At 58.4% G+C, this 14223-nt stretch carries 9 protein-coding genes and 1 tRNA gene; 8 read left to right on the plus strand and 2 right to left on the minus strand.

Translation table 11 applies throughout. The features are described 5' to 3' along the window. Positions 1 to 561 precede the first annotated feature (561 nt). Positions 562 to 1614 (plus strand): resuscitation-promoting factor, encoded by a 1053-nt coding sequence (locus IIY41_RS06590; protein ID WP_009321966.1) that lies wholly within the window; start codon positions 562 to 564, stop codon positions 1612 to 1614. A 71-nt stretch (positions 1615 to 1685) separates the two neighbouring features. Here the strand turns inward: IIY41_RS06590 and IIY41_RS06595 are convergent, their stop codons facing one another. Then, positions 1686 to 1988 carry a phage holin family protein gene (locus IIY41_RS06595; RefSeq protein WP_287400170.1) on the minus strand — a complete coding sequence of 101 codons (303 nt, stop codon included), beginning with the start codon at positions 1986 to 1988 and terminating at the stop codon, positions 1686 to 1688. Positions 1989 to 2204: 216 nt separating this feature from the next. Here IIY41_RS06595 and IIY41_RS06600 point away from each other — a divergent pair, with 216 nt between their 5' ends. The 5 genes from IIY41_RS06600 to IIY41_RS06620 all read left to right on the plus strand — a co-directional run bounded on the left by IIY41_RS06600 (position 2205) and on the right by IIY41_RS06620 (position 10159). After that, positions 2205 to 2903 (plus strand): ABC transporter ATP-binding protein, encoded by a 699-nt coding sequence (locus IIY41_RS06600; protein WP_287400171.1) that lies wholly within the window; start codon positions 2205 to 2207, stop codon positions 2901 to 2903. A gap of 1 nt (position 2904) precedes the next feature. Next, positions 2905 to 4329 carry an efflux RND transporter periplasmic adaptor subunit gene (locus tag IIY41_RS06605; protein WP_050006057.1) on the plus strand — a complete coding sequence of 475 codons (1425 nt, stop codon included), beginning with the start codon at positions 2905 to 2907 and terminating at the stop codon, positions 4327 to 4329. Positions 4330 to 4341: 12 nt separating this feature from the next. Beyond that, a complete protein-coding gene (locus IIY41_RS06610; protein ID WP_009321970.1) occupies positions 4342 to 5547 on the plus strand; it encodes an ABC transporter permease in 1206 nt (401 codons plus the stop codon). A gap of 267 nt (positions 5548 to 5814) precedes the next feature. Then, a complete protein-coding gene (locus IIY41_RS06615) occupies positions 5815 to 8736 on the plus strand; it encodes an acyl-CoA dehydratase activase (RefSeq protein WP_287400172.1) in 2922 nt (973 codons plus the stop codon). Between the two features lie 52 nt (positions 8737 to 8788). Continuing rightward, a complete protein-coding gene (locus IIY41_RS06620) occupies positions 8789 to 10159 on the plus strand; it encodes a 2-hydroxyacyl-CoA dehydratase (protein WP_050006055.1) in 1371 nt (456 codons plus the stop codon). A gap of 107 nt (positions 10160 to 10266) precedes the next feature. Here IIY41_RS06620 and IIY41_RS06625 read toward each other — a convergent pair whose 3' ends face one another. Beyond that, positions 10267 to 11181 (minus strand): ketopantoate reductase family protein, encoded by a 915-nt coding sequence (locus tag IIY41_RS06625; protein ID WP_050006054.1) that lies wholly within the window; start codon positions 11179 to 11181, stop codon positions 10267 to 10269. Positions 11182 to 11552: 371 nt separating this feature from the next. Here IIY41_RS06625 and IIY41_RS06630 point away from each other — a divergent pair, with 371 nt between their 5' ends. Beyond that, the gene (locus tag IIY41_RS06630) at positions 11553 to 12773 is read left to right on the plus strand and encodes an MFS transporter (protein WP_055080005.1); all 1221 of its coding nucleotides are present in this window, start codon (positions 11553 to 11555) and stop codon (positions 12771 to 12773) included. Between the two features lie 95 nt (positions 12774 to 12868). Then, positions 12869 to 12945, plus strand: a tRNA-Ile gene (locus IIY41_RS06635). The last annotated feature ends 1278 nt before the right edge of the window (positions 12946 to 14223 follow it).

The raw sequence follows: 14223 nt of genomic DNA on the forward strand, positions 1-14223 counted from the left end.
AGCACAGGGGCGTGTGCCTTGCACACGCGCAGCCGTGTAAACGGCAGCTTTGGGGGTTATTATACCATGACGCCGCAAAGCGGCCACAACAAAACCGCACCTGCTGCGGTTTTGCATGGTTCAATGTTCCCAAAGCCCTGTGCGTCAGCACAGGGGCGTGTGCCTTGCACACGCGCAGCCGTGTAAACGGCAGCTTTGGGGGTTATTATACCATAAAAATCAGGGTTTGCACAGGGGGAAACATGCAATGTCCGCCGCCGTGGCGAAGCGTGCGCGGAGCGTTTGGACAGGATGGCAAAAAAGAAAAAATCTGCGTAAAATATTACCAATTGTATAGAAAAATGGCGGTTTGAAGCCGAAAATTTGACGCGGCGGCTTTCTTTTGCTATAATGCACAGGTACTAAGGCCTGCCCCTGCCGCATGCATCCGTTGTTTTTGTTTTCAAAAACGCGCGCGGCGCTGTTCTTTTTTGTTGATACACGGGCGGTCTGGTGCGGGCCGTCCGTTTTGTTTTGGCTGTGCGGCCCGGTGTGTGGACGGAGAACCAAAGGAGTTTTTGCATGACAAAGCGACAGGAGCATATCCGGCGCTGGCTGGCCGCCGCCGGGCCCCGCATCGTTGCGGTGGCGGCGACGGCGGGCAGCCTGGGGCTGGTGTGCACGGCATTGGCCGCTACGGTGAATACGGTTACTGTGGCGGATTCCGCCGGTGCGCAGCGCACAGTGATGGCTGCGGTGACGGAGCCCGAGGTCCTGCTGGACTTGGCGGGTATGGAACTGGAGAGCAACGACAGCACCCGTCTGCACGAGGTGGAGGACGGCACGCTGCTGCTTTCTCTGCAGCGGGCTTTTCCGGTCTCTGTAGCGGCGGATGGAGAATATTACGAGGCGGAGATCAGCGACGGCACTGTGGCCGACGTGCTGGCCCGCGCGGGCGTGACGCTGGGGCCGGACGATTACACCACTCCCAGTCTGGACAGCCCGGTGACCGAGGGCATGGGCCGTGTGCGCGTACACCGTGTAACATATACTGAGAATACCGCCCGGGAGACCGTTCCCTATGAGACGGAGTATCTGGACGAAACCGCCGAAAGCACGGGGAAATATTCTCACGAGGTGCTGGTGCAGGCGGGGCAGGACGGCCTTGTGGACGTGACCTACCGCCAGAAGTATGTGGACGGCGGATATTCCAGCACCGAGGTGGTGGATACCCAGGTCGTCACCGAGATGATACCGGAGATCTACCGGAAATACAATTCCGACGCCGTCAGCCCGCTGCAGGCCCCCGAGGGCATCACGGTGGAAAACAACGTGCCCAGCAGCTACAGCAAAATGTATTCCATGAAGGCGACAGGCTATTATTCCGCCCGCGGACGCGGCGCAAGCGGCCTGGGCCTGTATTACGGTACTTTTGCGTGCGACCCGACGCTCATTCCCTACGGTACAAAGGTGTATATCACCTCCGCTGACGGCAAATTCGTATATGGCTGGGCCATTGCGACAGATACGGGTGCGTTTGTGCAGTCCAACCGCATGCAGGTGGACCTGTTCTACGAGACCTATGCCGAATCCGTGGCAAACGGCGTGAAGTATGTAAACGTGTACGTTCCCTGAGAATATCAGAAAACAAAGAGCATCCCCGGCGCGGGGTATCCGTGCGCCGGGGATGCTCTTTTGCATTCGGGTCAATCCGCCCGGCCCGCCTGTTTGACGAGCTGATTGGCGTATACGCTGCAGCCGGCCACCAGTACGCCCTGCACGATACCGGTAAACAGGCCCAGCGCAATGCTCTGTACGCCGTCGAAGCTGCCGGTTGCCACCACCCACAGCATGGCCAGGAACACGCCCGCGCCGCCCAGAATGAGCGGGATGTGCTTGTCTTTTACGTCCTGCGAGACCTTGAGTGCTTTGCCGACGATGTAAAGCACCGCCACCAGCACCAGCAGCTCGGGCCGGATATATTCCATTACGCCGTCCATCAGTTCCATAAGGGGACACCTCCTCGCTTTTGGATATGCGGCGCGGGGAAAATATAGTACATGCACAGCCGGATATTTTGTGTGGGAATCTGCATTTTTGGCCTTTTGCTGAAAATAAGGGAACGGTTTTCGTTATTGCGCGCAGAAAATGAAGAAGCCGGCCGGACAATATCGTTGCATAAATGTCAGATGGAAAAAATGCCTGCGCAGCGGGCACAGGGAGGGATGGGCTTGGAACAGGCCATCATCGATATCCGGAATATGTACAAGATCTACAATCCCGGAGAAAACGAGGTGCGCGCGCTGGACGGCGTGAGCCTCGCGGTCTACAAGGGGGAGTTTGTGGCCATCGTAGGCCATTCAGGCAGCGGGAAATCCACGCTGATGAATATGATTGGCTGTCTGGACACGCCGACGTCCGGTACATATTTTCTCAACGGGCAGGACGTAAGCGCGCTTTCCGATAATGCGCTTTCAGCCATCCGCAATGAACAAATCGGTTTTATTTTCCAGAACTTCAACCTGATCAAGAACCTGAACGCGCTGGAAAACGTGGAGCTGCCGCTCATTTACCGGGGCCTGCCCGCCGGAAAACGGCGTCTGCTGGCGTTGGAGGCCCTGGAGCGTGTGGGCCTTGCGTCCCGTATGGACCACCGTCCAAACCAGATGTCCGGCGGCCAGCAGCAGCGTGTGGCCGTGGCTCGCGCCATCGCGGCACATCCGCCGCTCATCCTCGCGGATGAACCGACGGGCAACCTGGACACCAGAGCGGGCGCCAGGGTGTTCGAGATCATCCGTGCTCTGCACGCCGAGGGCAACACCATTGTACTGATCACTCACGACGAAGGGCTGGCCCGCAAGGCTCAGCGCATCGTGCGTATCACAGACGGAAAAATAGACGACGGGGAACGGGAGGTTTTCTAAAATGGAAACAAAGGAATTGATGGCGCAGAACGTGCAGGACCCGGCGCAGGCCGGCGAGGTGCTTTTGCAGCCGCCCAAACGGCCGAAGAAAAAGCGCAGCATCAAAAAAATCGTGCTGCTTTCACTGGCAGGCATTGCGGTGCTGGCCCTGGCGGGCAACGCCGTTCTGAGCGCGCTGCGCGGCCCGCTGCCGACCTATGTGCAAACACAGACGGCGGCAGCCGGAGACATCAGCCAAAGCCTGTCCACCACGGGTACGCTCACCTCGGGGCAGACCGTAGTGGTGCCGTCGCCCGTCACCGCGCCTCTTGCAGAGGTGAAGGTGGAAGCAGGGCAGATCGTGAACGCGGGCGACCTGCTTGCCACCTTTGATACAGAGCCGCTGGAGCGCGCCTACCGGCAGGCTTCTGCCGCTTATGAGAGCGGCCAGCTGCAGAAAAGCGACGCGCTCACCGCCAGCGACAGCGCACAGGCACGCTTCAATGACGCGGCTGCGAACCTGAACAATCTTGCCGTCCAGAAAGACAAGGCTTCAGCCGCGGTGAACAGCCTGACCGCGCAGTACGAGGCCCTCGCGGATAAGCAGAGCGAGGAGGCGTTGTCTGTTAAAGCGGCTTTGGACGCCGCCGCCGCGGACCTCGCGAACCAGCAGCAGGCGCTGAGCGCGGCCAAGGCAACCTACGACGCGGAAAAGCAGGCCGTCCTGTCCGACAGCGCCAAGCGCCAGTTGGAGCTGGCACAGGTGCCATCATCCCTCTCCGTGCAAAGCGCCAAGGAGGACCTTGCCCGCGGCAGGGACGGCGTGACCGCACCCATCAGCGGCGTCGTCACCTCCCTCAGTGCGGTGCCGGGCTCCAGCGCGGCGGCTTATGGTCCGCTGTGCACGATCCAGAGCCTGAGCGATGTATATGTGGACGTGGCGCTCTCCCGCTACGATCTGGAAAAGGTAAAGCCGGGCCAGAGCGCCGTTGTCACCACGCTGGGCAGGACATACACCGGAACGGTGGCGTCCATCGACGCGATGGCCACGGCCGGGGCCTCCGCCACAGGCACGGCCACGGCCTATGTGCACGCCAAAGTGCAGCTGGACGCGCCGGACGGCGATATCAAACTGGGCCTGGAGGCCAACGTGGTCATTGCCACAGGGGAGGCGAAAGGAGTGCTGAGCCTGCCCATCAGCGCCGTCAATACGGATGTGAGCGGCCAGTTCTGCTATGTGGTGGAAAACGGCGCGGCTGTGCGCCGGGATGTGAAGACAGGCCTTTCTTCCGATACGCAGGTGGAGATCGCCTCCGGCATTTCCGCGGGGGATGAGGTCATCCTCAACCCGCAGGATGTGACGGAGGGCATGGCTGTCAGCAGCGACCCCGCCGCCGCGGCGCAGATGCCCGCGGACGCGGGTATGGGCGCTGTGATGATGGGCTAAGGGGGCGTCCGGATGCGTCAGATCTATGAATACGCCAAAATGGCGTACCGCAACATCATGGGCAGCAAAATGCGCTCATTTCTCACGATGCTGGGCATCATCATCGGCATTGGGGCTGTCATTATGGTGCTGTGCATCGGCGGCGGCGGGCAGCGGATGATGGACAGCGAACTGGGCATGCTGTCTTCCGGTTCGGTGTATCTGAGTGTGACCGGCGAGGATACCACTGTGAACGATTATTTTACCGACGGGGACGTGGAGGCCGTGGGCCGTATGGAAGGCGTTGCGGGCGTGACGATGGCCGGCGGCGCCAGCGGAAGTGTGCGCGGCCCAAAGGGAGAAATAGGCGCCAGCCTTTCGGCGGGCAACGGCAGCATGTTTCTGGTGTTTCCGGCTACGCTGCAGGCGGGGCGCTTTTGGGACGCGTCGGATTATGATGCCGCGCGCCGTGTTGTGACCGTGGATTCCGCGGGAGCAAAGGCGCTGTTTGGAACCGACGACGTATTGGGCATGACGGTGCAGCTCACGGTGGGCGGACGCACTTCGGATTTCACGATCATCGGCATAACCGAAAGCCAGAGCGGATACAGCTACAACGGCAAGATTACTGCGCAGATGACGGCGCCGCTGTCCAGCCTGTCCACTCTTTCCGACGATGTGGGCCAGCCGTATTTCCAGATCGCGCTGCTGGCGCAGGACACTGCGAACAGTGTACCGCTGGCACAGCAGGTGCTGCGTCTGGTGGAAAGCCGACACGGCAACGCCGGGCGGGACTGCTACGGCATTATGGACGTAAGCCAGTACACCGCGCAGATCAGCAGCGTGACAGGGATGTTTACGGGCATCATCGCCGCCATCGCGGGCATCAGCCTGCTGGTGGGAGGCATCGGCGTTATGAACATCATGCTCGTCAGCGTCACCGAGCGCACGCGGGAGATCGGCATCCGCAAGGCGCTGGGGGCAAAGACGGGCAGCATCACGTTCCAGTTCCTCATTGAAGCGGGTACGCTTACGCTCATCGGAGGCGTCATCGGTATTGTGCTGGGCCTGTGGGGCGGCTACGGCATCAGCAGCCTGATGGGCATGGAGGGCTATGTGGCACCCTCCACTGTAGTTTATATCGCGCTGTTTTCCATCGCCATCGGCATTTTCTTCGGCATTTACCCCGCGCGCAAGGCGGCGCGCCTGAGCCCCATAGAGGCGCTGCGCACAGAATAATTGGTTTTACAGGCCTGCGGCTCCGCGCTGTGGGCCTGTTTTGATAAGAAAAGGCTGTGTTTTTGGGCATAACGCCAGTATTTTGTAAATAAGGACGAATTTTCCGTAAAAAATTTGACAAATATTCACATCTGTCCGTTGATTTTTCGACAAAAAGCGGTAAAATACTATGATATAAGGTAAAGATAAGGTTAAGATAGGAGGTCCTGTCTTACCGGCGGGCTGCGGCGCGCCCGGCGCGCCGCTTAAGGGGAAAGGGAGAACAGTTTGAAGATCGGGCTTGACATCGGGTCCACCACCATCAAATGCGTGGTGCTGGACGACGCGCTGAATATTACATACAAAACCTATGAGCGTCATTTTTCCCACATCGTGGAAAAAGCGGCGGAGCTGGTGCAGCGCATGCACACTGAGGTGCTGCACGGCGCGCCCGCGCAGCTTTCCATCTCCGGTTCGGCCGGCATGGGCCTGGCCGACGCCTGCGGCGTGCCCTTCGTACAGGAGGTGTTTGCCACACGGGTGGCGGCAAAGCGTTACGCGCCGGATGCGGACGTGGTGATCGAGCTGGGCGGCGAAGATGCGAAGATCCTGTTTTTGACGGGCGGTACCGAGGTGCGCATGAACGGAAGCTGCGCGGGCGGCACCGGCGCGTTCATTGACCAGATGGCAACGCTGCTGAAGATGACGCCCGACGAAATGAACGAAGCCGCGCGGCATGCGGAAAAAACATATACCATTGCCAGCCGCTGCGGCGTGTTTGCCAAAAGCGATATCCAGCCCCTCATCAACCAGGGCGCAAAGGCCGGGGATGTGGCGGCCAGCATTTTCTATGCCGTGGTGAACCAGACCATCGCGGGCCTTGCGCAGGGCCGGAAGATTGGCGGCAACGTGCTGTATCTGGGCGGGCCGCTCACATTTTTGCCCCAGCTGAAAAAGAGCTTCGACGAGACGCTGGGCGTGACGGGGACCTGCCCGGAAAACAGCCTTTATTTTGTGGCGCTGGGCGCGGCGCTGTATTCCGACAAGGAACTGGACCTGGCGGGTGTGGTGGAAAAGCTGCACGCATACAGCGCCACGGCCACCTATGCGTTCAACCCGCCGCTGTTCCGGGACGAAGCGGAATACGAGGCGTTCCGCGCACGGCATGCAAAGGCGAGCGTGCCGCGCCGTCCCTTTGCGGACAGCACCGGCCCTGTGCATATCGGCATCGACGCGGGCAGCACCACGGTAAAAGCCGCCGTCATCGACGGAGACGACAATTTGCTTTTCACCAGCTATCAGCCAAACAGCGGCAATCCCATCCCCATCATCCGGCAGATGCTCATCGACATTTACAAGGCGCGTCCGGGCCTGCGGGTGGCCAGCGTCACAGCCACGGGCTACGGCGAGGACATTGTGAAAAGCGCCTTCGGCGTGGATTTCGGCGTGGTGGAGACAGTGGCCCACTTTACGGCGGCCAAGCACTTTATGCCGGACGTGGATTTCGTCATCGACATCGGCGGGCAGGATATGAAGTGCTTCAAGATCGAGGACGGAGCCATCAGCAACATCTTTTTGAACGAGACATGCAGCTCCGGCTGCGGCAGCTTTTTGCAGACGTTTGCGGGCGCGCTGGGCTACGGCGTGCCGGAGTTTGCGAAGCTGGCTCTGTTTGCGGATAAGCCCGTGGACCTGGGCAGCCGCTGCACGGTGTTCATGAATTCCAGCGTCAAGCAGGCCCAGAAGGACGGCGCGTCCATCGAGAACATTTCGGCCGGGCTTGCCATCAGCGTGGTGAAAAACGCGCTGTACAAGGTCATCCGTGCCTCCGGCCCGGAGGAGTTGGGCCGCAAGATCGTGGTGCAGGGCGGTACGTTCTACAATGAGGCTGTACTGCGTGCGTTCGAGATGGAAATGGGCGTGGAGGTCATCCGGCCGGATATCGCGGGCCTGATGGGCGCGTTCGGCGCGGCACTGTACGGCAAGGCAAAGGGAAAGAGCCAATCGTCTCTGCTTACGCTGGAGGAGCTGGAGGGCTTCACCCAGAAGGTGCGCAGCGTCAACTGCGGCCTGTGCGGAAACAACTGCCAGCTTACGGTCAATATTTTTCCGGGCGGCAAAAAATACATCAGCGGCAACCGGTGCGACCGTCCGGTGTCCCACCGGGGCGCGGAAAACCCACTGAATCTGTACGAATACAAGCAGCGCCTTCTGGCCGAATACAAGCCCCAGCCGGGCATCCGCGGCACTATTGGCATCCCCCTGGGGCTGGGGATGTACGAACTGCTGCCTTTCTGGTATGCTTTCTTCACGAAGCTGGGCTTTTCGGTGGTGACCAGCGGTCCCTCCAGCCGGGAGCTTTACCTGGAGGGCCAGAGTACCATTCCTTCCGACACTGTATGCTACCCGGCAAAGCTGCTGCACGGCCATATCCACCGGCTCAGCCGGATGGCTGTGAACGCCGTTTTTTACCCCTGCCTGACGTATAATGTGGACGAGGGCCTGGGTGACAACCACTACAACTGCCCTGTGGTGGCCTATTACCCGGAGGTCATTGCGGCCAACTGCCACGAGCTGGAGAATATCCGTTTTATTTACGATTATATCGGCATTCACCGCCGAAGGGATTTCCCCAGGAAGATGACGGCCATCCTTGCAAAATACTTCGCGGGCATCAGCCTGGGCGAGGTGAAGGGCGCTGCGGACGCGGCCTATGCCGAATATGCGGAGCATATGTCCCGCGTGCGTGTCCGGGGCGGGGAGATCATCGCCCAGGCGCGGGCCGAGGGCCGGCAGATCATCGTTCTGGCGGGCCGTCCGTACCATGCGGATGAGGAGATCAACCACGGCATCGACAAGCTGATCTGCAGCTATGGAGCGGCGGTGATTACAGAGGACAGCATTTCACACCTGGTGGAAAAATTCCCCACCAGCATCCTCAACCAGTGGACCTATCATTCCCGCCTGTACGCGGCGGCGAAATACATTGCGGACCAGCCGGATATGAACCTCGTCCAGCTGGTGAGCTTCGGCTGCGGCGTGGACGCCATCACCACCGACGAAACGAGAGAAATTTTGCAGCGGGAAGGCAAGCTGTACACACAGATCAAAATCGATGAGATCGCGAATCTGGGCGCGGTGAATATCCGGCTGCGCAGTCTGTTCGCAGCCATAGAGCCGGCCTCCGGCGAAACGCCGGACGCGGAGTAATGCTCCCGCCCGTATCCATAACTGCGTATTTGCCCAAAGGAGGGGCATGCCCATGGAAAATGTCCATACTTATCCCAAATTCACTCCGGAGATGAAAGCGACACATAAAATCCTGATCCCCAACATGGCGCCCATCCATTTTGAGATGATGCGCGCCGCCATGGAGGACGAAGGCTATCATGTGGAGGTGCTTGGCTCCGGCGGCCATGCCGTGGCGCAGGAAGGGCTGAAATATGTCCACAACGATACCTGCTACCCTGCGCTTCTTGTCATCGGGCAGTTCATCAATGCGCTGAAAAGCGGAAAATACGATCTGGATCACACGGCCCTGCTTATCACGCAGACGGGAGGCGGGTGCCGGGCGTCCAACTACATCCACCTTTTGCGTAAGGCGCTGGTGAAAGCGGGCTTTCCTCAGGTGCCCGTGGCCAGCCTGAATTTTTCCGGCCTGGAAAAGGACAGCGGCTTTCAGTTGACGCTTCCGCTCATCCGAAAGATTGTTGCGGCGGTGTTTTACGGAGACGAGCTGATGAGCCTTGCCAACCAGACGCGCCCCTATGAAAACGAGCCGGGCACGGCGGATGCGCTTGTGGCTGCCTGGACGCGGAGGGTGGCGAGCCAGTTCGATGAAAAAAAGGGCTTCTCGAAAAAGGATATGGCTGCGAACTTTGCAGCTATCGCGGCGGATTTTGCGGCGGTGCCCGTTACCTATACGCCCAAGGTGAAAGTGGGTGTCGTGGGCGAGATCTATGTGAAATATTCACCGTTGGGCAATAACAATCTGGAGCAGTTCCTCCACGGCGAGGACTGCGAGGTGAACCTGCCGGGCCTGATGGGTTTTGTGCAGTACTGTGTTGCCAACATGGCCGAGACCGTGCGCCTGTACGGCGGCAGCAAGCTGTTGGAGCTCGGCTCCGATACGTTGATGAGCTGGCTTACCGTGCGGGAAAAGCTGATGATCGCGGCGATTAAAAAGCATCCCCAGTTCCATGCGCCCACACTGTTTCTGGACACGAAAAAAATGGCGGACGGAATCATCGGCATCGGCAACAAGATGGGTGAGGGCTGGCTGCTGACGGCCGAGATGATGGAGCTGCAGCAGACAGGCTTTGAGAACATTATCTGCGCCCAGCCCTTCGGCTGCCTGCCCAACCACATCTGCGGCAAAGGAATGATTAATAAGATCCGCACCATATATCCCCGCGCCAACATCACACCCATCGACTATGACCCGGGCGCAACGCGGGTGAACCAGGAGAACCGTATCAAGCTGATGCTGAGCGTGGCCAAGGAACGCCTTGGGCAAAGCGGCGGCACACCCCCGCAGGGCGGCGCAGCCGAGAAAGTGCCGGTATACGGCGGCATGGAGGTGCCGGCCGTGCATGTGCCCGGCTTTGCGGAAAAGCTGCCCGCCAATGGATGAGCGCTGCAGCGCGGAATACAGACGAAAAACCAGCGGAGCCTGCCCTTTTTATGGGGCACAGGCTCCGCTGGTTTCTCTGTGCGATGAGATTATAGCGCGCCGCATGCTCAATACGCGGCTTCAAGCTCGGCAATGCGGCGGTAGAGCATATCGTTCACGGGGGTAGGAACGCTGTGCTTCTCCCCAAGGCGGCGCATGGCGCCTGCGAACAGCTCTACCTCGGTGGGACGCCGGGCCAGCGTATCCTGGCGCATGGAGGGCATTCCGTCGGGGTTCAAAGCATCGGTCATTTTCATCCAGGCGGAAATATCCGCGTCTGTCAGCGTCACACCCTCCCGTGCGGCCAGGGCCTGTGCCTCCCGCATGGCAGCCAGCATGGTGTCCCGCGCCGTCCCCGGGTGCTGTACGCCCCGATACGGCACATTGTAAACCGCGCATACCTGGTTCAGCCCCACATTGAGCATCAGCTTGCTCCATTGGCGGTACAGAATATCTTCATGTATTTCGCAGGGCACGCCCGCCTCCAGCAGCAGTGCGGCCGCCGCGTCCACAGCCGGGGTGCGCGCGCCCGTACCGCTGCCGATAAGAAGCTTTCCCATATTGCGGTAGGTGACGGCGGGGCCGTCCTTTACGGCGTCCATCCCCTGGGCCACACAGTAAAGCACGTGCTCCGGCCCGTAGGCTGCGGCCAGCTCGCCCTCGCTGGTAATGCCGTTGAGCAGGGAGATGACCAGTGTTTCAGGCCCGATGAACGGGCGCATTGTTTCAATGGCGGCGGCAAGCCCGGTACTTTTGACGGCGAAGACCGCCAGCGCGGCAGGCTGCGCCTGCTGCGGCGTCACAAAGCGGAAGGTGCAGGCAGCGCCGTTGCAGGTGAAGCTCTGTGCCGCATAACGGGCTGCACGCTGTGCATCCGCAGCAAAGAATACACGCTGCGGGCCAAGTGTCTGCGTCATGCGCTGGCCGAACATGACGCCCAGCGCACCTGCGCCGATGACTGCAATGACAGGTTGTTTTTTCATAATACATTTCCTCCGGGAGCTTTTGGTGCTTTGTAAAATACGTTCGGATGCGTGCGGCGCGGGAACGGCCGTAGCTGTCAAAAACGGCAGAAACAAACGGCATTTCCCGGTTGGGAAGACAGTGTTTGTTTCATTATAGCATGCCGCCGCAAAGGGGTACAACAGAACCGTAGGGATCGCGGCTTTGCAGTCTGTTCAAAAAATATCGAAAATTTCCGAAATATGATTTTTCATCTGGTATTTTGTGCGGGGCCATGCTATGATGTGCTGGGATTTATGCTGCGCTGCCGGCTGTTTACAGGCGGGAACGGCGGAGCGCATCCCATAGCACAACAAAATAAGCATCAAACGGATGCGGGGGCGGACAGCAAATGGAAAAGACACCGCGCGATTTTATTTTCGATAACCTTCTTTCCATGTCGGCATACTGGGCCTGCACAGGCGCCATCATTGCCAGCCTGACGGCATATTACGGTTTTTCACTCGCGCTGTCCAATGTGGTCACGGGCCTGAGCGGCACGCTGCCCATCCTACAGCTGGCGGGCGGCCTTGCCTACGAGCGCACAACACGTCCGCTGCGCTTTCTGCGCCTGTGTAACGGCACATGGCGTGTACTGCTGCCGCTGGTGTTTTTTTCGGTGCTGCTGCCAAGGACTGCCGGCGCGCCGTTGATGGTGGTGTGCTATGTGTTGGCCATCGGCATTTATCAATTTGCATGTCCGTCTCAGACGGACTGGCTGGTGAGCAGTGTGGAGGGCCGTGTCCGGGGAGACTATTACTCGGTGCGTGAGATGTTTTTCATGCTTACATATACCGGTGTGTTCTGCGCCGTGAGCCTGATTATTGACCGCGCTGCCCGGCACGGCGCACAGCAGACCGGCTTTTTGGCCGTAGGCGTGTTGGAGACCATGCTGCTGGCCGCCAGCCTGACGGTGCTGTTGCGTTTGCCCGCGCCGGAAAGGCCTGAAAAGGGGGAGCCCGCCCCAGCTGCGGCCGCCTTATTGGAGCCGCTGCGCAACCGCCGTTTTCGGAGGGTGATGCTGACGAATATGGTGTGGAGCCTTTCGGGCATGTTCATCGGCGGCTTTGCCGCGGTGTACCAGATTCAGGTGCTGGAACTGACGTTTTTTGAAATCATGGTCTGGGTGACGGCAGGAAACCTGTGCCGTTCGCTGTGTACTCCGCTGATGGCGCGTCTGGCCGCGCGCATCGGCTGGAAGAATGTTACCGCGCTGACCATTGCGATGATGGCGTGCGTGGCCGCGCTGTGGGCGGCGGCCACCCGGCAAAATGCAGTATACCTGTTTCCGGTGCTGTCCATACTGGGGGCGGTGCCTTACGCGGGCATGGGCGTCGGTTTCCTGAAAATGCAGGTGGCCAACAGCCCGGCCGCCACGCGCAGCATGTATTTTTCCGTCAACTCACTGTTCAACGGGGCCTCGGCTCTGCTGGGCTCGGTGCTGTGCTCTGCGCTCATCGGCGTGCTGGAGGCCTACCCGCCCCACGCGCTGCGCTGCATCTTTTTTGTGGGCTTGGCAGGCGCTCTTGCCGCCGCGGTGATGGCCGCGCGCATCCCCTGCCGGGAAGCGTGAACCGCCGGAAAACAGAAAAATTTTTGGGGCTTTTCTTTTTGGAGAAAATCCTGTATAATATATAAGCCGCGTCACTGTGTGCCGCGGCGCGATTGGGGGCCTTAGCTCAGTTGGTCAGAGCATTCGGCTCATAACCGACCGGTCCAGGGTTCGAGTCCCTGAGGCCCCACCATAACGAATAAATCCGAACCTTGTGCCTGTAGGCGATGGGTTCGGATTTATTGTTTTTCAGAGAATTTAATAGAAAAGCAGAAGGGCAGGTATAAACGCTTGTCCTTCTGCTTTTCGGTATCGTAATGCTGTAATTTAAATCGCATTTTCTTGAGCCCGGTTAATTGCTCCATGGCAAATCGATACGAACTGAGCGATGAAGACTGGGAAGGAATTAAGGAGTATTCCCGGTTTTCAAGATGGGAAGACCCGCAAAGTGGAGGAATCAATTATGCTGAACGCAATCCTTTGGTTTGCTCGGAACGGTTCAGACTGAGGGATATTCCTGGTCGCTATCCACCGAATCAAAGTGTAATATAGCCGTTTCTGTAAGTGGCGTGATAATGGGACTTAGAAGCTGTGTTTCATACGCTGCATGCGGATGTGGAGAATTTGAGTATTGACAGCGTCTCCGTAAAAGTTCATCCGCAAAGTGCAGGGGCTATAAATATTAAGGCAACGCCGCACAATTCACGGCTGATGCCTTAAGCGTCGCCTCGCTTGCAGATTTTCCGGCAACTGTCACAAAAATCTGCCGGCGTGATTCGACACTTAGAATTGTGCGGTGTTGCCTTAATTTAATCAGTTTATTGGCACAAGCAAAAGTGGAAAGAACACAAAAACACACGCTCCGGTGGATTTTTTAGAAAATCCAATTGCTTTTTTTGCTGTCCGGCGGACAGGTATATGACAGTAAAATGGAGATTCCACTGCTCCAAACAACGGACACTGAGCATAACTGTGCTCTCGCTGATCGTACCTGCGGAAACGAGGATATTCGCTCCTATGTCCGTTCCCATAATGCAGAGTATGTCATTCCATCAAGGCAAAATACCAAAAATCACGGGCCGGTCGACTGGCATTTTTACAAGGAAAGACAGTTGGTGGAATGCTTTTGAATAAGTTCAAGCAAGCTTGCTGTATCTTTTTTAGTCTTTACCCATCTTGTTGCTGGTTTGTTGAAATGACCTGGCCTGAGGACTTTTCGGACAGGCCCTAAATAGAGCAGCGCATTTGAAAACTACGGCAATCTGAACCGCATCCTGCCAAGAGGATGTTGAAAATTTTCTCGGCCAGTAGCCCTTGGGCTGCTGGCCGCTTTTTGTATGTCGAAAACCACTCGCTAGGCGAGTGGTTCAAAAGAAGACTAATGTCGATAATGGGAAAAGAAAAACTCCCTTTGCTATACTGGAAGTGCGGTCTGCGAACTGCACAAGCAAGCAAAGGGAGGACATTCGAA

Source organism: Ruthenibacterium sp. (genome assembly GCF_017421385.1).
GTDB classification, from domain to species: domain Bacteria; phylum Bacillota; class Clostridia; order Oscillospirales; family Ruminococcaceae; genus Ruthenibacterium; species Ruthenibacterium lactatiformans.